This is a genomic window from Sphingomonas sp. Leaf4, assembly GCF_920939515.1.
GTDB lineage: Bacteria > Pseudomonadota > Alphaproteobacteria > Sphingomonadales > Sphingomonadaceae > Sphingomonas.
Window position 1 is genome coordinate 35,243 of the sequence record NZ_CAKLBB010000013.1, and the last position, 21,511, is coordinate 56,753.

19 protein-coding genes are annotated in these 21,511 nt (G+C 63.6%); 12 read left to right on the plus strand and 7 right to left on the minus strand.

What is annotated here, in order from left to right; all coding sequences use genetic code 11:
• Position 1 precedes the first annotated feature (1 nt).
• Positions 2 to 949 (plus strand): glycosyltransferase family 2 protein, encoded by a 948-nt coding sequence (locus tag LRA89_RS17355; protein ID WP_230772225.1) that lies wholly within the window; start codon positions 2 to 4, stop codon positions 947 to 949.
• A gap of 63 nt (positions 950 to 1,012) precedes the next feature.
• Here the strand turns inward: LRA89_RS17355 and LRA89_RS17360 are convergent, their stop codons facing one another.
• The 4 genes from LRA89_RS17360 to LRA89_RS17375 all read right to left on the minus strand — a co-directional run bounded on the left by LRA89_RS17360 (position 1,013) and on the right by LRA89_RS17375 (position 6,576).
• Positions 1,013 to 2,158 (minus strand): hypothetical protein, encoded by a 1,146-nt coding sequence (locus tag LRA89_RS17360; RefSeq protein WP_230772226.1) that lies wholly within the window; start codon positions 2,156 to 2,158, stop codon positions 1,013 to 1,015.
• Between the two features lie 91 nt (positions 2,159 to 2,249).
• Positions 2,250 to 4,460, minus strand: coding sequence for a GumC family protein (locus tag LRA89_RS17365; protein ID WP_230772227.1), 2,211 nt, complete (start codon positions 4,458 to 4,460; stop codon positions 2,250 to 2,252).
• A gap of 40 nt (positions 4,461 to 4,500) precedes the next feature.
• Positions 4,501 to 5,202 carry a polysaccharide biosynthesis/export family protein gene (locus tag LRA89_RS17370; RefSeq protein WP_230772228.1) on the minus strand — a complete coding sequence of 234 codons (702 nt, stop codon included), beginning with the start codon at positions 5,200 to 5,202 and terminating at the stop codon, positions 4,501 to 4,503.
• Positions 5,203 to 5,220: 18 nt separating this feature from the next.
• Positions 5,221 to 6,576, minus strand: coding sequence for an O-antigen ligase family protein (locus tag LRA89_RS17375; protein ID WP_230772229.1), 1,356 nt, complete (start codon positions 6,574 to 6,576; stop codon positions 5,221 to 5,223).
• 42 nt (positions 6,577 to 6,618) lie between these two features.
• On the opposite strand from LRA89_RS17375, the gene LRA89_RS17380 reads away from it, so the two are divergent.
• Genes LRA89_RS17380 through LRA89_RS17400 form a run of 5 tightly spaced genes read left to right on the plus strand, consistent with a single transcriptional unit; the run spans position 6,619 to position 12,110 of the window.
• Complete coding sequence (locus LRA89_RS17380) at positions 6,619 to 7,896, plus strand: glycosyltransferase family 4 protein (RefSeq protein WP_230772230.1); 1,278 nt, start codon at positions 6,619 to 6,621, stop codon at positions 7,894 to 7,896.
• Positions 7,893 to 9,134 (plus strand): hypothetical protein, encoded by a 1,242-nt coding sequence (locus LRA89_RS17385; RefSeq protein WP_230772231.1) that lies wholly within the window; start codon positions 7,893 to 7,895, stop codon positions 9,132 to 9,134. The genes LRA89_RS17380 and LRA89_RS17385 overlap by 4 nt, the downstream gene beginning before the upstream one ends.
• An 11-nt stretch (positions 9,135 to 9,145) precedes the next feature.
• Complete coding sequence (locus LRA89_RS17390) at positions 9,146 to 10,171, plus strand: glycosyltransferase (protein WP_230772232.1); 1,026 nt, start codon at positions 9,146 to 9,148, stop codon at positions 10,169 to 10,171.
• A gap of 23 nt (positions 10,172 to 10,194) precedes the next feature.
• On the plus strand, positions 10,195 to 11,403 hold the full coding sequence (locus LRA89_RS17395) for a glycosyltransferase family 4 protein (RefSeq protein WP_230772233.1): 1,209 nt from the start codon (positions 10,195 to 10,197) through the stop codon (positions 11,401 to 11,403).
• Positions 11,400 to 12,110 carry an acyltransferase gene (locus LRA89_RS17400; RefSeq protein ID WP_230772234.1) on the plus strand — a complete coding sequence of 237 codons (711 nt, stop codon included), beginning with the start codon at positions 11,400 to 11,402 and terminating at the stop codon, positions 12,108 to 12,110. Before LRA89_RS17395 ends, LRA89_RS17400 begins: the two co-directional genes overlap by 4 nt.
• Before the next feature lie 9 nt (positions 12,111 to 12,119).
• Here LRA89_RS17400 and LRA89_RS17405 read toward each other — a convergent pair whose 3' ends face one another.
• Complete coding sequence (locus tag LRA89_RS17405) at positions 12,120 to 13,403, minus strand: right-handed parallel beta-helix repeat-containing protein (protein WP_230772235.1); 1,284 nt, start codon at positions 13,401 to 13,403, stop codon at positions 12,120 to 12,122.
• Between the two features lie 202 nt (positions 13,404 to 13,605).
• Here LRA89_RS17405 and rfbC point away from each other — a divergent pair, with 202 nt between their 5' ends.
• From rfbC to LRA89_RS17435, 6 genes are read left to right on the plus strand one after another with little or no spacing between them, the layout of a single operon-like run.
• Entirely contained in the window at positions 13,606 to 14,175 is a 570-nt protein-coding gene (gene rfbC / locus LRA89_RS17410; RefSeq protein ID WP_230772236.1) for a dTDP-4-dehydrorhamnose 3,5-epimerase, read from the plus strand.
• Between the two features lie 12 nt (positions 14,176 to 14,187).
• Positions 14,188 to 15,240 (plus strand): dTDP-glucose 4,6-dehydratase, encoded by a 1,053-nt coding sequence (rfbB, locus tag LRA89_RS17415; RefSeq protein WP_230772237.1) that lies wholly within the window; start codon positions 14,188 to 14,190, stop codon positions 15,238 to 15,240.
• Between the two features lie 33 nt (positions 15,241 to 15,273).
• A complete protein-coding gene (gene rfbD, locus LRA89_RS17420; RefSeq protein WP_230772238.1) occupies positions 15,274 to 16,164 on the plus strand; it encodes a dTDP-4-dehydrorhamnose reductase in 891 nt (296 codons plus the stop codon).
• Positions 16,161 to 17,033 (plus strand): glucose-1-phosphate thymidylyltransferase RfbA, encoded by an 873-nt coding sequence (gene rfbA / locus LRA89_RS17425; protein WP_230772239.1) that lies wholly within the window; start codon positions 16,161 to 16,163, stop codon positions 17,031 to 17,033. Before rfbD ends, rfbA begins: the two co-directional genes overlap by 4 nt.
• A 40-nt stretch (positions 17,034 to 17,073) precedes the next feature.
• Entirely contained in the window at positions 17,074 to 17,979 is a 906-nt protein-coding gene (locus tag LRA89_RS17430; protein ID WP_230772240.1) for a hypothetical protein, read from the plus strand.
• A 6-nt stretch (positions 17,980 to 17,985) separates the two neighbouring features.
• The gene (locus tag LRA89_RS17435) at positions 17,986 to 19,440 is read left to right on the plus strand and encodes a lipopolysaccharide biosynthesis protein (protein WP_230772241.1); all 1,455 of its coding nucleotides are present in this window, start codon (positions 17,986 to 17,988) and stop codon (positions 19,438 to 19,440) included.
• A gap of 9 nt (positions 19,441 to 19,449) precedes the next feature.
• On the opposite strand, the gene LRA89_RS17440 is transcribed toward LRA89_RS17435, so the two are convergent.
• Together LRA89_RS17440 and LRA89_RS17445 are read right to left on the minus strand one after the other, a co-directional pair.
• A complete protein-coding gene (locus tag LRA89_RS17440) occupies positions 19,450 to 20,067 on the minus strand; it encodes a PglD-related sugar-binding protein (protein ID WP_230772242.1) in 618 nt (205 codons plus the stop codon).
• On the minus strand, positions 20,064 to 21,137 hold the full coding sequence (locus LRA89_RS17445) for a DegT/DnrJ/EryC1/StrS family aminotransferase (RefSeq protein WP_329958525.1): 1,074 nt from the start codon (positions 21,135 to 21,137) through the stop codon (positions 20,064 to 20,066). Before LRA89_RS17445 ends, LRA89_RS17440 begins: the two co-directional genes overlap by 4 nt.
• Positions 21,138 to 21,511 lie beyond the last annotated feature (374 nt).

The window sequence follows — 21,511 nt, forward strand, 5'->3', positions numbered from 1 at the left end:
CATGCCCCGCTGGACGATCGATCCCGCACGGATATCGGTCGTTATCCCGGTACTGAATGCGGCGCCGCATCTGGCGGACCTGTTGCCTGCGCTGGCGCGACAGGGGCTGAGGCACGAGCAGTTTCTCATCATCGATTCCGAATCCACCGACGGCACTTGCGATGCGTTTCGGGAGTTCGGGGCAACGGTGGTCGGGATCGAGCGTCGCGTTTTCAACCATGGTGGCACGCGCCAGATGGCAGTCGAACTGCGACCGGAGGCGGACATCGTCGTGATGCTGACCCAGGATGCCATTCCACAAGGGTCGGACACGATCGCGCGTCTGGTCGATGCCTTTACCGATCCGGCGGTCGGCATGGCCTATGGCCGGCAGTTGCCGCGAACGGTCGCGCGCGGGATCGAGCGCCATGCGCGTCTGGTCAACTATCCGCCGCAATCGGAAACGCGGGGATTGGAAGACCGTGCCCACTCCGGGGTCAAGACGGTGTTCTGTTCGGATTCGTTCGCGGCGTATCGCACCTCTGCCCTGGCGGCGGTCGGCGGATTTCCGCTCGATGCCTTTTTCGCCGAGGACCAGTTGGTCGCTGGGCGGATGCTGATCGAGGGCTGGCGTATCGCGTATCGGGGCGATGCCGAGGTGTCGCACAGCCATGGCTATACGATCGCGGAGGAATTCCGCCGCTATTTCGACGTCGGGGTATTCCATGGCCGCAACCGCTGGCTGATCGATACCTTCGGTACGGCGGAAGGAGAGGGCCTGCGCTTCATCCGGTCCGAACTGACTTATCTGCTACGGCATGATCCGGCGCAATTGCCCTCGGCGATCGTGCGGACCTTCGCCAAATATGGCGGGTACAAGATGGGCAGCAACGAAGCCAGGCTGTCCAATCGCTGGAAACAGCGCCTGTCGATGCAGCCTTTCTATTGGCGGCGCCAGCCCGGCCGCTGACGGGCCGGAACAGTCCTGCAAGACGTCAGGCTGGTCGAGGATCGCCCAGCCTGACGGGCCACCTTAGCGGATCGATACCGACCGGATAAGGATGGGTTGGGTGCCGATCCGGTCGGTCGATACCAGCGAGAGCGTCTGGACGCTGCATCCGGTTGCCGGGATAGTGACCGATACGCCGGACAGTTCGTCGCCCGGCTTCGCGAAACCACGCACCAGCAATCCTCCTGAAGGAACGCAGGATACCTGCCAACCGGCGGGAGCCTTTTGCACCGGATTGCGAACCATATCCGTCTCGATACGATGGGTGCCGGGCGTTAGGAGCAATGTCTGCGTCAGCAACGTGATGCTGCCATCCGCGACGGGATCGATCGCCAGAAGTGGTCCTCCGGCCCCGCGCTGAAAGGCGACGAACGGGTCAGCGTCGATTCCGACCTTCCATTCGAACGGGCTGACCGGTGCGTTCTTCGAGCGGGTCGCAACGGCACGGAATGCCGGATCATAGGGTGTCCGCGTGCCGTCCGCCGGCGCGATACCGAACGTCCGCATCCAATAGGCGCGTGCGCCGGTTCCATCGCCGACATCGACCATGCGGTCGATGAACGTCATCCGTTCTAGCGGTGACGGGGGCGATTTCGTTTTGCCGAGCAAGTCGAGCATCGCCGCCATCCGGCCATGTGCCTGCGGCGGCAGGCTGGTCCGCATGCTGGCGAAGAAGCGGCTCCGCCATGGCGGATTGCCGCCGAGGGTGGCGGCAAAGGCGCGGCGGGAGCGGTCGTCGTCAAGGCTGGCCTGAAACAGTTGCTGGATCAGATCGGGCTGAATCTGACGCCGTGCCAGCGCATCGATCTGGTTGATCGCGCGAGGGAGGTCGTTGGCCAGTGCCGCATCACGCAGCACCCACATGCTGGTCGGCGTGTCGCGCCAGCTCAACTTTTCGGCGGCGCGCATCACGCGGGCAGCCGCTGCCTCGTCCCGCGTTTCGAGTGCCTGGCCGAGCAGTCGCACGCTGCGTACATTCATGGGGGCGGCCAGTACCGCCGGCCGGCTCAGTCCCGCCGACTGGTCGGGCTGCTTGGCCGCCAGCAGGACCATCGCCAATTGATAGGCCGCACCGGGGTGACGGTCCGGATCGAACATTGCCGCCAGCGCGGGGTTACCGCCCCGCGCTGCGACGGCGGCCAGTCCCTGCACCCCAACGAACCAGAGCAATAGCCCGGCCGAGACGACGACAATCGCAATGCGCACAAGTGACGACGGCGATTTGCCTGCCACGGTCTGTTCGTGATCCATCATTCAACGCTTACGCAGGACGTTCGCCGTAATTGTACAGATAGCCATAGTCCTTGGAATAATATCCGATCGACTTGGCATCGAACTTGGTCAGCAGGACGCCGAGCACGCGGGTGTTGCCCGATACCAGGCGATCGAGTGCATCCTTGGCCTGACGGCCGTGGACGCGGTTGGCTTCGACCACGAAGATGGTGCTGTCGACGTTTGAAACCAGCGTCGGAGCATCCGCGAGACCGAGGACCGGTGGCGAATCGACGATGATGATGTCGTAAATCTGTTCGCAGCGCTCGATCAGCGCCTTCATTCCCACACCGGCGATCAGTTCGGCCGGATTGAGCGGGACCGGTCCGGCGGTGATGATGTCGAGCCCGGGCTGGTTGGTGCCGCGAACGATGCTCTCCAGCGTGTCCTGGCCGGTTAGCAGCGTCGAAAGGCCCCGCACGTTTTCAATGTCGAAACGCTTGTGCTGCGACGGGCGACGCATGTCGGCATCGATCAACAGCACATTTCGACCGATCTGCGCGAAACTGTTGGCGGTCGCCAGCGCGCTGGTGGACTTGCCTTCGCCCGGGCCGCTGCTGGTGAACACCATGCTGCGCGGTGCCCCGGTCGGGGTCGATAGCAGCAATTTGGTGCGCAACGCGGCATAGGCTTCGGACATGAACGACTTGCGGTTCGCCATTTCCACCACCGCGTCGGTGTTCTCCTTCAACTTCGGGATCACCCCGATCGTCGACACGCCGAGCATGCGTTCGGAGTCGTGGGTCGAACGGATCAGATCGTTGAAGTTTTCGCGCAGGAACACGAGACCGGCTCCGACCAGCAGGCCGGCAACGATCGCAAGCGCGAGGTTGAGCAGCGGCTTGGGCGATACCGCGCCGATCGGCGGGTCGGCACGATCGATGATCGAGATGTTGTTGGCGGCGATCCCGGCGGCAGCGCTGATTTCCTTGTAGCGCTGGAGCAGGCCGTCATACAGCGTACGGTTGGTGTCGACCTCGCGCCGCAGGATATTGTAGCGCACGCCACGATCCTGTTCGGCCAGTGTCGTGGTCTTATAGCCCGCCAACTGTTCCTGAAGTGCCGCTTCCTGTCGCTGCGCAACGACATATTCCTGACGGATGGCGTCGCGCAGCTCGGTCGCGATGCGCGTGATCTGCGCGCCGAGCGTATTGATCTGGGCCTGCAGTTCCTGCTGACCGGGATAGTTCGCGTCGTACCGCTGATTATTCTGCTGGTACGTGGCACGCAACTGGGCGCGCTGCTGGACCAGCGACGAGATTGCCGGGTTCTGCTGGACGATCGAGAGGTTCATCAGCGGGGTAGCGGAAGTCTCGCGCCAGCGCTGCTCGGCCTTCACGCGGTCGGCGATTGCCTGCGACAGATTCTGGTTGAGCTGGACGAGGCTGGCCGTCGTAAGCGAGCTCGGACCGGACTGGGCACCGGACTGGCCCGAGCTGGCGTCGATCAGCCGTGCCGAACGGGCATAGTCGATCAGTGCCCGTTCGGATTCCTCGAGCCGCTGCCGCGTCTGCCGCAACTGGTTTTCGAGGAATTCACGGGCATAGGCGCTGGTGTCGAACTTGCGTCGCAGGTTGCTGGTGATGAAATTGTCGGCGAAGCTGTTAGCGACCTTGGCGGACAGTGCCCGATCCGGGCTGGAGAACGAAACATTCACCGCGCTGGAATCGACCGGCAACTTGATCTGAAGGTTGCTGGCCAGGGCGTTCAGTACCTGTTCGCGCTGCGTCTGCTGGAGGTTGAAGGCACCTTGCGGGGCTTCGGCGGGCTTCAGGTGCATCGTCGCCAGGAAGTTGGGATCGCGGAACAGGCCGAGCTGGGTCGCGACCGTGCGAGCGAGCGAGCGGCTCTGGAGAATATCGACCTGGGTCTGCAAATAGCGTTCGTTGTCCTGCGACGCGCTCGGCGAATTGACATCGCCGCCCTCGATGATCTTGGCTTCCTGCATGTCGATCTGAAGCTGCGCGGTCGCCTTGTAGATCGGCGTGCTCAGGAAAGTGGCAACCACCCCCAGCAGGATGCAGACGACCAGCGAACCGATCATCAGATACCGATTGCGGTACAGCGTCGACAGGACCGACCGCACATTGATGATGTGCCGGGCCGGCGCATGCGTCGACACCGTGTCGGCAGGTGGCAGTCCGTTGTCGACGAACCCCTGACCGGACTCGCGCGGATCGTTCGGGATGGCGCTGTTCATGAAGATCTCTGTGATGTTGCGAGGTGCAGGGGCAAGGGGATCAATTCACCAACAGCGGGACGAAGATCGCGAATGCCGGCAGCACGCTCAGGATTTCGTAATAGCGCGATTTGGTCGACGACGAACCGACGATCACATAGTCCCCGCTCTGGATATAGGGGTCCGGTGCCCGACCGGCGCGGATTGCGGCGACATCGAACAGGGCGCCGTTGCGCTGGCCGTTGATCGTGCGGAAGATGGCCACGCGATCGAGCTGCGCCACCCGACTGGCCCCCTTGGCCATTGCGATGCTCTGCAACAGGGTGGTGGTTCCAAGCAACTGGTAGACACCCGCCTGCTGCACCGCGCCGTCGACGACGACGTTCTGCGATTTCGTCTCCGCCACGATGACCGATACCCGCGGATGTCGCAGGCCGTTCTGTTGCAACTGGGTTTCGATGACGGCTGCCAGTTCGGCGGGCGTGCGACCGACCGCTTGCACCTTGCCGACCAGCGGCAGCACCATGCCGCCGCTCGCCTCCACCGGCGCGGCCTGGACCGACAGATCGGGTTCGCGGAACACCAATATCGTCAGGCTGTCGAGCGGATTGATCCGATAGGGGGGCTGGGTCGCTTCGTTCCGCTCGGGAGGAATGACCTGATACGCCTGCTGCCCCTGGGGGAGATCGAACCGCTCAGGGGTTACGCATCCGGTCAGACAGACCGACATACCCAAGAGAACGCCTGCAACTGCCTTCGTCATACTGCTACCGAAACTCTCTCAGAAACCCGGCCGCGCCGTCCGGTCCGTACCGGTGCGCGTCCGACGACGGTTTAGGCCGCGATAGCAATTGAGCTTCTGTAAATCCAGCGCGGTTGGGGTCATGGCCAATATTGCACAGTAGATTGCGGCTATCGCTGCCAGCGCCAGGGTGCGTAGCGGATAGTCGACGACCGAATGGAGCAGCAGTTCGGCGATCCCCGCGACCGCGATGACGATCGGCGTGAAGCCGGTGTCGCCACGACGGCATGCCCATAGCCGGGCGATCGCGGTCGCGATGAACCAGGCGATGAACCCAAGGATCAGCGCGATACCCGCTGCGCCGCCTTCCAGTGCGATCTCGAGATAGTCCGAGTGCGCGTTGTTGACGAAGGTCGGCTTCACGATCGACAATGGTTCGAGCGCGGCGAAGACCGGCCGGAAGGTGCCGAAGCCCGATCCGATCGGGAAATAGGTCTTTATTCCTTCCACGACGACCGGCCAGAATTGATAGCGCAGGTCGGATTGCGCATCGAAACGAGCCAGCGCCTGCGCCACGACTGCCGTGCGCGGCAAAACCACGACGAGCAGCAGCGCAATCACGGCAAAGCCGCCCAGGGCAAGGGCGGCCTGCCGCCCGCGCAGGGTAGGCGGCGCGATGACGAGCGCAGAAACCGCGACCCCGATCGGCAACAGGGCGAGGCCCGCGCGCGACAGGCAACCGAAGACGGTCAGCGACAGAAATCCGGTGACGGCGACCGCAGCCCACCGCCGGCTCGTTTCCGTCATCCGTCGTTGCGTTTCCATGATCGCCCAGACGACGGTGGGCATCGTTGCCACGAGGAAGAGCGCGCAATGGTTCTTGTTGGCGAACAGCCCGGTGCCGGGCCGGCCATAGGAGCTATAGGGGGTAAGCCACGCAAAGCCTTGGAACTGAACGATTACCAGCAAGGCGTTGAGCAGGCAGAAGGCGGCAGCGACCTTCAACAACCGGTGCTGTCCCATGCGCCCGACCCGCAGCGCCACGACGAAGGCGGCGATGGGCACGAGGAAGAAGGCGATCGTGTCGCGCGTGGCCGAGGGATCGAGGCTGATCGGTGCCGCGCGATCGGGGGCGCCGACCGCAGTGTAGACCGCCAATGCCAGTCCGCGCCCGGGAAGGCTATGCCATAGCGATGGCGATAGCGGCACCAGTTGAACCAGCAGCAACAGCATCGCGAGCACGAACAGCCCGCCTGCTACCCAAGTCGACAGATTTTGCGGCAGTCGCCATGACCGCATGCAAAACCAGGCAAAGACAAGAACTGCCGCTATTTCAACGACAAGCCGGTACAGGGGGAAAAGCCAATTACCGCCGCCAAGCAACAGGGCGATCAACAGCAACCCACTGGCGGCGACAGCGTCGCCACGGGCGCCCGCTTGCGTCATTTCGTCTTTTCCTTAACGTGTTCCGTCGTTATTGGGCTGCCTCTCGCACAAGATGTCATCACTGGCAATCTGACCGTTTTTCATTACCATGCCGGGGAGCGATTTTGGATGTCAAACCCCGCCGACATGGCCGAGGCGGCCACAGCGCGGGGCGGGCGGCTATGGTTCGTCGCGTCGCTGCCACCGCCGGTGAACGGACAGGCGAATTGCAATGCGGCGATGTGGGTGCTGCTGTCCGGGACGATCCGGTTGCGTAGACTGTCGCTCGGGCGTTCGGCGTTCGCCAAGGTCGTACGTGCGCTAACGAATTTTCAGGCGCTGCTATGGTCAACGCGACGCGACGATGCCGTCTATGTCTCGATCCCGGGGCAGCAGGGCGCATGGCTGTTGCTGCCGGCCATTGTCGCGGCGCGCATGCGCGGGCTGCCCATCTGGTTCCATCACCATTCGTTCCGTTCGATCAATTGTGGCCCGATGGCGCTAATGCGCCTGCTGGTAGCCTGCGCGGGTCCCCGACAGCGCCACATCCTGTTGTCCGACACCATGCGCGATCGTTTTGCCGCGCTGTATCTGCAGGACGATGCGGAGCGTGCCCAGGCGATGTCGAACACGGTCCTGTTTGCCCCTGCGGTGCCGACAAATCCCCTACCGCGCGCCGATGGACCAGCCACGCTGGGTCATTTATCGGTACTGACGCCCCAAAAGGGCGTGTTGTACCTGATCGAACTGTTCGACGAGTTGTCCCGTCGCATACCCGGCATTCGTCTGGTGATCGCAGGTCCGTCGAGCGATGCCGCGGTCCTGGCAGCGATGCGCGCGGCCGAGGCGCGTCATCCCGCCACGTTCGAATATCGCGGCGAAGTCGCCGGGCCCGAAAAGGAACGGTTCTTTCGTGACATCGACCTGTTCGTGCTGCCGACGACGCTGGTCGACGAGGCGGAGCCGCTGGTCGTGATCGAGGCCTATTCACGCGGCGTCGATGTCTTTGCGACGTCGGCGGGGTGTATTCCCGATCGTATTCGCGATCCCGGTCTGACGCTGTCGCTCGACCGGTCGGACGATGCGGCTTTGGTTGAGGGGGTCGTCCGCGAAGTACCGACCGACTGGCAGGCCCGGCGGGCCGCATGCCGGGCGCACGTCGCCCGGCTGTATGCGGATTGCAGCGAACAAGGCGCCGGGGTCTTCGCGCAAATCCATGATAGCGTCGGATCGCCGGGGCATGGATCCGCTATGAACACCACGGAAGCGATGAGGGCATATCTGCCGTGAACTTCTATTTCGTTCTCTTCCTCGTGTACCTCATCGCCCCCAAGGTATCACTGCTGGGCGAAAGCGTCCCCGTACGTCCAGAGGACCTGGTAAGCGCCCTCGCCATCGTCGTGTTCTTCACATTGCCGCGCGCGCGACCGTTGTCGGTAACGTATCCGGTGCGGATATATCTGATATTCGTTGCGCTGAATTTCTTTTCGGTCGTCGTCAATTTTCAGGACGTCGGTTTCAACGGCATCTTGTATTCGGCGCGTCTGCTGCAATATCTCGCATGGTATTTCATCCTTCTGGAAGCCTGTTACAAGATCTCGTGGCAGACGATGAGGCGGTCGTTCCTGACAGTCAGCGCCATATTCGTCGTTTGGGGAACGCTGGAGCTTGCCGGCGTGATTCCGGTCATCGGCAAGTTCACCGGGGCGACGGAACGACTGACCATCAACACATCGGGTCCGTTCGAGACGTCGGTCATGCTGGCCATGCTGGCCTATTCGGTGGCCAGCTATTTTGCGGCGGTGCCGCTTCTGATCCTGGTGTTTTTCACCCAGTCGCGCGTCACGCTGATCGGCATGGTCGTTAGCTATTTCTCGTCGCGGCCGCTGCGCGCCGTCGTGGCTGGCATGCTGGTGTTCGTGCTGTATCCGTTGGCGATCCAGCCCTTGATGAATTCGCTGCAGGATACCCGCATCGGCCAGTCGGAAGGTCCCGGCCGCATGGCGAACGCCTTTATCGTATCGTGGCAGCGTGCGCCGGTACTCGACGATCCGAGTTTCTTCCGGGAACGTCTGCTGACCGGAAACACGATCCAGCGCTACATGGTCGACACCAAGGGCGATCTGAGCTTCCGCATCCGCGCGGTGCGATGGCCGACCGTTATCAAAACCACGTTCAGCCATCCGGTCGCGACGGTCTTTGGCTGGGGACCCAGCGCATGGGGCAATGCGCTCGACAGCTATTACGTGCGCATTCTGGGGGAGACGGGGCTTGCCGGGCTGGTCGTCTTCCTGTTCTGGATATGGGTGGCGTTCCGCCGGCTCGAACCGCGGGGCAATGCCCGCTATTCGCTCATCATGATGGCGTTGGTCGGCATGTTCATCGACATTTTCACTTCTTCCAAAGTCATGCCGTTGTTGTGGGCCTATATGGCGTTTGAAGATGCCCGTCATCCTTTCGCCCTGCCCCAGAAGATGAAGCCAGGCACGATGCTGCAACGACCGCGGCTGCTGCTGGGTGCGCGATGAGGAATTCGACGATGACACCGCCCCCGGCCCGTGCGGCCAATGCCGCCCGCCCAACAGCCGATGACGTCGTCGTCGGGATCGTGACCTATGGCGCGCGCAGGACGATGCTGCTGGCGGTGCTGGAACGCCTGCGCGAAGAGCGCGCCGGCCGGGTCGTCGTGGTGGACAATGGCGCGCACTGGCCGGTCGCGGACGATCTCGCCGCACAGTTCGGCGACTGGATCGACGTCGTGCCGATGGGGGCCAATATGGGCAGCGCGGCAGGGTTCGTCACCGCGTTCGAAGCGGCGCTGCGCACCGACCGGTCGTTCGTCTGGATACTGGACGACGACAATCGTCCCCATGCCGGTTGCCTGGCTGCGCTGCTTGCCGCCCATGCCGAAGAGGCGATGCAGACGCCGCGTGACCTGCTGGCCGTGGTCGCGATGCGCGCCGAACATTTCGCGGGGCATGTGTCGGCCAAGCAGTTGATGACCCGCTGGAACAGCTTCAGCGGATTCCACGTCGCCGATCTCGTCTCGAAAGTCCTGCACCGCCTGCCCGGCCGGAAACAGGCATTGCAGGGGCGCGTACAGCTTGGCGTCACCCATTTCGGGGGTATGCTGCTCCACCGCGCGCTCATCGAGCGCATCGGCCTGCCGCGACGCGATTTCTTCATGTACGGCGACGATACCGAACTGACGTGGCGGATCACTGCCGGGGGCGGGCGTATCGTGCAGGTGGCGGACGCGCTGGTCGAGGATCTCGAAGGATCTTTCCAGCAGACATCGCATGTCCGCAACCGGTTCATCGGCGCGCTGCTGTCGGACAGCGACTTTCGAACCTATTATTCGGTGCGCAACCTCGCCTATTTCGAAAGCCGCTTCCGCTGCAGCCGGCGAATGATGTTCACGCTGAATCGCCGGCTCTATTTCGCGATCCTGCATCGCTATGCCAGGCGCCTGAACCGGATGGAGCGCTATCATTTCATCCGGGCCAGCGCAGACGAGGGACTGGGCGGCCGTCTGGGACCCGACAACCGCTTCCCGTTGCGCTGAAACCAGACGTTCGGAACTTCGCCATGCGCATCCTGAGCATCAGCCAGAATCATTACGTCGCCGGGGGCATGGACCGGATGATGTTCGAGCAGGCCCGCATCCTCGAGGAGCGCGGTCATGTCGTCGTCCCGTTCACCGCGGCCGACCCCGCCGACCACCCCAGTCCATGGGCAGCGCATTTCCCACCTGCCGCGCGTACCGATCACACTCCGCTCGCCGAGGTTCCGGCGACGCTCTATCGCCCCGCCGCCGCCCGCGCGCTGCGCGACCTGATGCGCAAGGAAGCGTTCGACGTCGTCCATCTGCATAGCTGGTACAAGCGACTGTCGCCGGCGATCCTGCCCGTGCTGCGCGATGCGGGCGTGCCCGTAGTACAGACGTTACACGAATATCGCACGGTATGTTCGCGCTCGACGATGTTTCGCGACGGCACGATCTGTCGCGCGTGCGCCGGTGGGCGGCGTTGGCCGGCACTGGTCCACCGTTGCAACGGATCGCTGCCCAAGACGATGATATCGGTCGCCGAAATGGTGCTTGCCGACCGGCTCGGCTACCGACAAATCGTTCGTCGTTTCCTCCCGGTCAGCGATTTTCAGCGCGAACTGCTCTGCGAGATGGGCATGCCCGATGCGCGGATGCGGACGCTGCCCAATCCGGTCGGTATCCCCGATGCCCATCCGATGCCGCCGGCCGGTGCGGACGGTCCCGTCCTGTTCGTCGGACGGCTCGAATCGTACAAGGGCGTCGATCTGTTCGTCGCGCTGGCGCGAATGCGCCCCGACGTCCGTTTCGTCATGGCCGGGGACGGCAGTGCCCGTAGCGCGATCGAGGCGCGGCAACCCGCCAACCTGACGCTGCTGGGCAAACTCGACAGCCGTGCCTTGCTCGACGTCGTGCGCGGGGCGGCGTGTGTTGTCGTCCCCTCGCTATGGCCCGAGGCGTTCGGGCTGACCGCGATCGAGGCGCTGGCGGCGGGAACGCCGGTCATTGCAAGCCGGACCGGCGGCCTGGCCGAGATCGTGCGCGATGGCATCGACGGCTTTCTGGTGGCATCGGGCGATCAGGACGGGTTTGCGGCGGCGGTGGACCGAATCCTCGCCGATCCGGTGCGCGCGCGCGCGATGGGGGCGGCGGGCCGTGCCCATGCCGCCGAAGCATTCTCCGAAGACCAGTTCTGTGCCCGTCTCACGGCCATTTACCATGAAGCCATCGCAGAAGGAGCGTCACGATGATCGCGAAACTCGTCAAAATCGCGACCGGGCGCGACTATGCGATCGGTGCGGGCGATCTCGGCTACATGCTGTCGAAGGGCGCCGTTCCGATGGTGCGCGGGCTGTTCTGGTCGATGCTTCACCTGCGTCGTTGGCGCGGGCTGATGCTGGGTCCCAATATCCAGTGGGTGATGTCGGGCCGTGTTCGCCGTGGTCGTGGCGTGCTGATCGGCGGTTTCAGCTATATCGACGGGTCCGCCCGCGAAGGTATCACGCTGGGCGACCGGGTGACGATCCGCGAGCATGGCTGGATTCAGGGGCGCAGCGGATTGAACGATCCGGCCGAGGGCCTCTGGATCGGGGCACATTCCTACATCGGGCCGCGCGCGGTCATCGGGATCGGTGGACCGATCCGTATCGGTAGCGGCGTTCAGGCCGGGGCCGGGATGACCATCACCGCCGAAGCGCACGCCGCCGACGAAGACGGCAGTTTCGTATCGGGCAGGACCGAGCGCCGCGGCGTGCGGATCGGCGATCGATGCTGGCTGGGCAACAACGTGTCGATCCTCGACGGCGTGGAGATCGGCGCGGATTGCGTGATCGGGGCCAATTCACTGGTCACACGCTCGATCCCCGCCGGATCGGTGGCGTTCGGCGTGCCCGCCCGGGTCCATCGGCAGGTATCCGCCGGCCACCACCCGGCGTCCGGCAACCTGCCGGACGCCTGAGGCCGTTCCTCAGCCAAGCGTCGGGCGAAAATCTCCGGCGTTGATCTGCCATTCCTTGCGATACCGGTTGACGAACATCCGGTCGGCACGGTGTCCGCGTGGAACGCGGTTGCCGCGGATCGTGATGAAAGCGAGCTGTTCCTCTGGATCGCGGCCAAGCTTGATCGGTTCGCCAAGGACGATCGGCACACTCGGCGCGGCGGGAAAGAACTGGTTGCCGGTGATCGTGACGTAGCTGACGTTGTAGCCGAACAGGACGCCCGCCTTGGAAAAGCCACGGACAATATTCGTGCCGATCGTTACCCCGCCGGTGTCGCCGCCCATCGCCACACCCACCGGGCCGCCGGTGATGCGGTTGTTCAGAATGGACAGGTTCCGTGGTTCGCCATTGATCCGGTTGACCCGGATGCCGGCACCGCGACAATCGGTAATATCGTTCTCGATCGTCCGGCAGTCGGCCACGGTTTCGAGGAAGATGCCGATGCTGCAATTGCGGATGGTGTTGCCGCGCAACACCCCGTTACGCGATGTCGCCACGGTGGAATGGGTGACGTCGTTGTTGCCGTAGATGTCGATGCCGTTGTCGACGCAATCGGTCACGGTGTTGCGTTCGATTACCAAGCCGTCGAACTGCGAACTCTGGATGCCGATGTAGCTTGCCCGTTCGACCAGGCAGTCGGCGATGCGCAGGTTGCGGCCGAGATTGTCGATGGCGCCCAGCAGCATGATCGCCTGTCCGTTGGCACCACGGATGGTCACACGCTCCACGGCGACATTCTCGCATCGCCCGCCCAGCCCCAGCACCAGCGCGCCACCATTGCCGTCGTCGCGGAAGGCCCCCTGTCCGGTTCGATTGGCGTCGATCGTGCAATCGCGGACTACCGCTCCGACGAGTGATCCCGTGCTCGAGACGATGCGCGCATAGGTGCCCGTCCCCCGCTGCCCATCGGCAAGACGCAGGATCGAGCGATTGCGGTCGGTGCCCTGCAACGTAACACGACTGCGCAGGGTGATCGCTTCGACCCCCGTCTTGTCCTCTGCCGGACGCAGACGTAGCAGGAACGTACCCGCGCCGAAGCGGACCACGCCACCGCCAGCGGCGGCGGCGGCATCGATCGCCCGTTGGAATGCAGCGGCATCGTCGGTCGTGCCGTCACCGCGCGCGCCATGATCTGCTACATCAAATATACGGGTCGAACCGCCTTGTTGGGCGCATGCCGTCGAGGCAGCCGCAGTGAGCGCGGTACAGAGACTGGCACTGACGAACGTGCGGCGGGAAACGGGGTCGGGCAAACAAGCCTCCTATCAAATGTCGTTGCCATGCAGCGGCCGGTACCCATGGCGGCAGCCAATATAGGATGCCGGATGAAGCGAAATCATCTGTCTGGTCATTTCGATCAGTTTCGGGCATCGGGGCGGCCTGAACCAGCTTTCCCAACCATTACGCAGGATAACGCCCTTGTTGGAAACCGACCGCGTCAATTCCGTACCGGAAATGCGTTCTGCCTCCCCCGTGCAGCTTATCCGCCCCAAACGCTTCGGCGATGATCGTGGCTGGTTCACCGAAGTACATTCTGTCCCCGCTTTTGCGAAGCTCGGGATCACCTGCACTTTCGTGCAGGATAACCACTCGCTTTCGGTGCCCGCCTTCACCCTGCGCGGCCTGCATTTCCAGACGCCGGACCGGGGCCAGGACAAGCTGGTGCGCTGCATCCGCGGGCGGATCTTCGACGTGGCGGTCGACGTGCGCAAGGATTCGCCGACCTATGGTCAGTGGGTCGGAGCCGAGCTCAGCGCCGAGAACGGGCACCAGCTCTTCATTCCGATCGGCTTCGCGCACGGCTTCGTGACGCTCGAGCCCGATTGCGAAGTCACCTACAAATGTTCGGACACCTATGCGCTGGCGAACGACGGCGGCATCCGCTGGGACAGCGTCGGGATCGACTGGCCGATGCCCGAGGGCACGATCCCCGAGCTGAGCGACAAGGACAAGGTGCAGCCCGCCCTCGCCGAGTTCGACAGCCCGTTCGCCTATGACGGCCGTCCGCTGGCCCCGCTTTCCTAAAAGGACTTACCCATGCGCATTTTCGTCACCGGCGGTGCCGGCTTCATCGGTTCGGCCCTCGTGCGCCACCTGATCGAGAACACCGACCACGAAGTCCTGAACTTCGACAAGCTGACCTATGCCGGCACGCTGACCACGGTCGAGCGCGTCGCCGACAGCGATCGCTATCAGTTCGTGCAGGGCGACATCTGCGACGCCGACGCCGTCCGCGAAGCGATCACGGCGTTCAAGCCCGATGTCATCACGCATCTGGCCGCCGAAAGCCATGTCGACCGTTCGATCGATGGCCCCGGCGCGTTCATCCAGACCAACGTCGTCGGCACCTTCGTGATGCTGTCCGAAGCGCGTGCCTATTGGCTGGGGCTGGACGCGGACGCCAAGGCCGCGTTCCGCTTCCACCATATCTCGACCGACGAAGTGTACGGGACGCTGGGCGATACCGGTCTGTTCACCGAGGAAACGCCGTACGATCCGCGTTCGCCCTATTCGGCGTCGAAGGCCGGGTCGGACCACCTCGTCAGCGCATGGGGCCACACCTTCGGCCTGCCGGTGCTCATCACCAACTGCTCGAACAACTACGGTCCCTATCACTTCCCCGAGAAGCTGGTCCCGCTGATGATCGCCAAGGCACTGGATGGCGAGCCGCTGCCGATCTACGGCAAGGGCGATCAGGTTCGCGACTGGCTGTATGTCGAGGATCACGTCCGCGCATTGCAGGCGGTGTTCGAGTGCGGTGAAGTCGGCCGCACCTACAATGTCGGTGGCCATAACGAGCGGCAGAACATCGAGGTCGTGCAGACCCTGTGCTCGATCCTCGACGAACTGCGCCCGCGCGCCGATGGCACGCCGTACGCACAGCAGATGACCGAGGTCGCCGACCGTCCCGGCCACGACAAGCGCTATGCGATCGACGCCGCGCGCATCGGCGCGGAGCTGGGCTGGACGCCGGCGGAAACCTTCGAGACCGGCATCCGCAAGACCGTCGAATGGTATCTGGCGAACGAGGCATGGTGGCGGCCGCTGGTCGCGGCCAAGGCGTCGCAGCGTCGTGGTGTCGCAGCGTAAGATTGTCGACGTGTCGACATGTCGGAGAATGATGTGACCAAGACGATCCTCGTCACCGGAGCGGGCGGCCAGCTCGGGACCGAACTGCAACGCTGCGCATGGCCTGAAGGGTACGAGGTCGTCGCGATCGATCACGACACGCTCGACCTGACCGATACGGCGGCGATCACCGCCAAGGTTGCCGAACAGGAATGGGCGGCGGTCATCAACGGTGCCGCCTATACCGCAGTCGACAAGGCCGAGAGCGACCTCGTCACCGCATGGGGCGTCAACGCCATGGCTCCCGCCGCCTTCGCCGAAGCCTGTGTGAAGGCGGGCATTCCGCTGGTGCAGGTGTCGACCGACTATGTCTTCGCCGGCGACAAGCAGGGCGCGTGGGAGGTGAACGATCCGGTCGCACCGCTCGGCGTCTATGGTGCCTCCAAGCTCGGCGGCGAGCTGGCGGTGCGGACCAGCGGCGTGCGCCATGCGATCGTGCGCACCGCCTGGGTCGTGTCGGCGCATGGCAACAACTTCGTCAAGACGATGCTGCGCGTCGGGGCCACCCGTGACCAGCTCTCGGTCGTCGCCGACCAGCATGGCTCGCCGACCAGCGCCGCCGATCTGGCGCAGGCGCTGATGACGATCACGCTGCGGCTGATCGAGGACGAGGCAGCCCCGACCGGCACCTTCCACTTCAGCAACGCCGGCGCAACGCACTGGGCAGGCTTCGCCACCGAAATCTTTGCGCAGAGCGCAGCACGCGGCGGGGCGACGGCAGAGGTCGTACCGATCCCGAGCAGCGACTATCCCACCCCGGCGAAGCGGCCGGCCAATTCCTTGCTGAGCCACGACGCGATCCGCGCCGCCTATGGCATCGAGCCGCGCGACTGGCAGGCAGCACTCAGCGACATTCTCGACGAACTGATCGGAGCACGCACATGAAGGGCATCATCCTCGCCGGCGGTTCGGGCACCCGCCTCCACCCGGCTACCCTCGCCGTCAACAAGCAGTTGCTGCCGGTCTACGACAAGCCGATGATCTATTATCCGCTGTCGGTGCTGATGCTGGCGGGCATTCGCGACATCCTCATCATCTCCAGCCCTGAGTTCATCGACAACTATCGCCGTCTGTTCGGCGACGGGTCGGCGTTCGGCGTGACGATGGCCTATGCCGAACAGCCGAGCCCCGATGGCCTCGCGCAGGCGTTCACCATCGGCGCGGACTTCATCGGCGACGATAATGTCGCGCTGGTGCTGGGCGACAACATCTTCTTCGGCGCGCACCTGACCGACCTACTGGCGAGCGCGGTCGCGCGGCCGACCGGAGCGACCGTGTTCAGCTACCGCGTCGAGGACCCCGAGCGCTACGGCGTGGTCGAATTCGGCGAAGGCGGCCGCGCGATCAGCCTCGAGGAAAAACCCGAGCAGCCTAAGTCGAACCATGCGGTCACGGGGCTGTATTTCTACGACAACCGCGTCGTCGAGTTCGCGCGCAACCTCAAGCCGTCCCCGCGCGGCGAGCTGGAGATCACCGATCTCAACCGGCTCTACATGGAGGCGGGCGACCTTTACGTCGAACAGATGGGCCGAGGCTATGCGTGGCTCGACACCGGCACCCACGACAGCCTGCTCGAAGCCGGCGAGTTCGTCCGCACGCTCCAGCACCGCCAGGGCGTGCAGGTCGCGTGTCTGGAAGAAATCGCCTACGAAATGGGCTTCATCTCGGCCGATCAGGCGCGAGCAGCGGGCGAGCGGTTCAAGAAGACCGCTTATGGCCGAGCGATCCTGAACGCGGTCGACGGTCGGAACTGAACGGAACGATCGTTCCTGCTGACAAGGTTCCTGCCGGATCATGCATCGCAAGCCCCACTTCGTCATCTACAGCTTTACCCATGACGAGACGTCGGGTGGAACCATCGCGTTGCATCTGCTGTGCGAACGACTGCGCCAGATGGGAGAAAGAGCTCTCATCTGGCCGGTCGGGAAACCACCGCATCGTTTCCCGCGAGATCTACGCTCACTGAAAGCGCACATCCGGTACCAGCGCCAACGCAGGAATGGCCGACCGTTCGACACGGGACCGTTCGCGAACCCGGTCGCTACCCTCGCCGATCTGGATGGGGCAATCGTTGTCTATCCCGAAGTCATCTCGGGCAATCCACTGCGCAGTCGTTCAGTGGTGCGGTGGTTCTTGCATCGCCCGGGCCATCATACCGGGCAAACCGGTTATGGACCGGGCGAGCTTTATTTCTTTTATCAGGACGCGTTCAACGATCCCGCCATCAATCTAGACCCCGACAGCCGCCTGACGCTGACCTATCTCAATCCGGCTTATGCAAACCGTAATCCCGGGCCGCGCGACGGCATCTGCTGTCTAATCCGAAAGGGCAAGGACCGGGTCACGGCGCACGATTTGGAAGGGAAGACCGTCGTCGACGACATGACCCATGCCGAAATGGCGGCGGCGTTCAATCAGCACGAATATCTCCACAGCTTCGATACTTATTCGATGTATTCGGTGTTCGCGGCGATGTGTGGATGTGTGCCGGTCATCGAACCGATGCCTGGTGTCTCACGCGAACAATGGTTTCCCAACGAAGCCGATCGCTATGGTCTGGCCTATGGCTGGGACGATGTCGCCTGGGCACGCGAGACACAAGGACTGCTCCTCGAACGAATGGCGGACGATCGACACGCGGAGGACCGCCTGCTCGCGCGATTCGTCGCGAAATGCCAAGCATTCTTCGGGCGTGCGTAGACCCGCATGCGTCTTGGCAAGGGCCTGATCGCCGGATTGTGGAGCAGCATCGACCTTGGGATGCGCTTCTTCGTCCAGTTCGTCGTGTCGATCGTCCTCGCGCGACTGCTTTCCCCGACCGATTTCGGCATCTATGCGCTGACCGCGGTCTTCATTGCGCTCTCGACGGTGCTGATCGATGGTGGTTTCAGTTCGGCCATCATCCAGAAGAAGGAAGTGAGCGCTGAGGAGCAGACCGCGGTATTCTGGTATAACCTGACGGCGGCGGCGCTGATTGCCGCAGGCATCGCGCTGGTGGCGCCATCGATGGCGGACTGGTTCGGGCATCCGGTCCTGCGCCCGCTGCTCTACGTCACCGCCATCGTGGTTCCGCTCGCCGCGCTGGCATCGGTACCTGCGGCCATGCTGCAACGGCATTTGCGGTTCGATCTGGTGGCCAAGGCAGGACTGACCGCGTCGCTGATTAGCGGCATGGTCGCGATCGTGGCGGCGCTGAACGGGGCGGGTATCTGGAGCTTCGCGATCCAAGCGCTGGTCAACGCCTTCATCAACACAGTGCTCGTTTGGATATTGGGGGGATGGCGACCACTTGGCCGCCCGCATTTGCGCGCCGCCCGCGAACTGGCAGGCTTCGGATCGCTGGTCGCCCTCTCGGGACTGCTCGAGGTGGCCTATGCGCAAGGGTCGCTGCTGATCATCGGCAAGCTGCATGGCGCGCGCGATCTCGGCTTCTACAATCGCGCCCAGAATCTGCAGAACCTGCCGTCGGGTATCCTTGCCGCGATCGTCACGCGGGTCGCCTTGCCGATCTTTTCGACCAAGTCCGATGATGTCGTCGCGTTACGCCGCGGGGTTCGCCTAGCGCAAGGGGTCGTCATGCTCATCAACCTGCCGTTGATGGGGGCGCTGGCGGTCATGCCCGATCTGCTTATCGAAGTGCTCTACGGCCCCAAATGGCTGTTCGCCGCCCCGATCCTGTCAGTGCTCGCCATCGGTGGCGTGTTGTTTCCGCTCCATTCGGTCAATCTGCAGCTGATCCTCGCCCAGGGCAGATCCGACCTGTATCTGAAGGTCGAGCTGGTCAAGAAATGCATCGGCATCGCCTTCGTCGGGGTCGGCAGCCTGTTCGGGATCATGGGACTGGCGGTGGGGCAGACGCTGTTCGTCTATATCGCCTTCTTCATCAATGCCGGCGTCGCCGGACGCCTGATCGGCTATCCGCCGCTTGCCCAGTTGCGCGATCTTGCCGGGACGGTGGTCCTGACCTTGACGATGGTCGCGCTGCTCGCGATCCTGCGGCCGCTGCTGGCGTTCGGCAGCTTCTTTGATCTGGCGATACTAACGGTGGCAGGCGGGGGATTCTATGTCGTGGTCGCGCTGCTGCTGCGTGTGGGGGCCAGCGGGGATCTGATCGGCATGACGCCGCTTGCCCGGTTGCTGCCGGCGCGTCACACCGCCTGACGCGGGAAATTAGGCGGGGCGCAAGCCGGTGCCGAACGTCGTCCGGCCGGCGGGTACGTCGCGCAGCACGACCGAACCCATCCCGATCGTGGCACCTTGCCCGATCTGCAATCGACGCCCGGACGTGCCGTTGCGGATGACCGCCGCCGCCCCGACCGATACGTCATCGTCGATCCCGACCCATCCGCAACAGGTCGTTCTGGGTGCGAACGTCACATAGTCGCCGACCAAGGCATCATGCGACAGTTGCGCATAGACGTTGGCGAGGAAATGCCGTCCGACGACTGCCGCATTGTTCACGACCGCGAAGTCGCACACCATGGCCCCCTCCCCGATCTGGGCCGAGGGGGCAACGATGGCATGATCCGATATTATCGTCGCAAAGCGCCGCCCGGCGAACCGCTCGGCAAGCGTCCGGCGTGTCTGCGAGCTGCCCAGCGCGAGGCTCAGTTCGTCCTCGGGGCCGAGCGTGTCGGGATGGACGACGCGAATGCCCTGCACCGGGTCGCCCGGCGTGTCGGTCGTAAAGACGATCTCGGCATAGCGTGCCCGCAGGCGCGGCGAACGAACGACGATGTCCGCCAGTTCGCGCCCCATGCCGCCCGTGCCGAAGATCGCCAGCTTCACACGTGAGCCTGTGCCAGTACGGCTTCGGCGATCCGCCATTGATCGGTTTTCGACAGGTCGGGGTAGATCGGCAGGCACAGCACCTGCTGTGCTGCCTGCTCGGCCACCGGCATCCGCCCCGGCGCTGCCGAAGGATGATCACGGTACATCGGCAGCGAGGACAGCAGCGGATAGAAATACCGCCGGGAGTATATTCCCTGTGCCTTCAGCGCATCGTACAGCGCGTCGCGGCTGACGGGGAAGGTGTCGCGCACAAGGATGGGGAAGTAGGAATAATTGGGCTCCACCTCCGCTGGAATGTCGATCAGGTCGATACCCCGAATATGTCCGAGCAGTTCGCGGTACAGGCGGTCGACCGCGCCGCGCCTGCGCCGCACGTCCTCGAAATGGTTCAGCTGCACCAACCCGAACGCGGCGTTCAGCTCGCTCATCTTGGCATTGGTACCGACAACGGGAATGTTGACTTCGTCGGCAATGCCGAAGTTGCGCGCGCTATCGACCGCACGCTTGCCCTCGGCATGACGCGATACGATCGCCCCGCCTTCGAAGGTGTTGAACGCCTTGGTCGCGTGGAAGCTGAGCGCAGCGAAATCGCCATGCGACAGCAGGCTACGCCCCTGATACCGGACACCGAAAGCATGGGCGGCGTCATAGATCACGCGCAGCCCATGGCGTTCGGCGATCGCCTCGATCTCGGCAACCGCGCATGGATTGCCATAGACATGCACCGCGACAATGGCGCTGGTCCGCTCGGTAATCGCTGCTTCGATCGCGGCGGGATCGATATTGAGGTCCGACGGGCGGATGTCGACGAATACCGGCGTCAAGCCGGCAAGCGCCAGGGCATGGCTGGTAGCGACGAACGAATAGGGCGTGGTGATGACCTCGCCCGATAGCCCTGAGGCATCGATCGCCGAGGTCAGCGCCAGCATGCCATTGGTGGCGAGCGATACATGCTCGGAATCGAAGACATCCTGCAACCGTGCCTCGAGCTGCTGATGGAACGGCCCGTTGTTGGTGAGGACGCGCGTTTCCCAGATCTGCTCCAGCAGCGGCAGAAACTCGCTCAAGGGGGGAAGGTAAGGCCTCGTAACGTAGATCGGATCCAACGTATAACTCCTGGATCACCGGGCTGGGGCTTTGATGGTTGGTGCTACCCGTGATGCGGCAACGCAATAGCCGCTGCCGAAGAAACCGTCGATGGTAGTGGGATGGTTTATTACACCGAATATTTTCTCCTGTTTGCGCCAGAAACAGGCGACGTAAGGAGGTTGGCTGCAACCATTGGCGGCGGTCCACCCGGACAACCGGGACCGTTAGCACCCCCACGGTATTCGCGGCGATATGCGCAAGCGTGTCGGAGCAGAAAACCGTAGATGTTGGTAATGACGACAATCAACCGATGACGGGCTCGTGGAATACGAGCGTGAAACGGTCGTGAAGG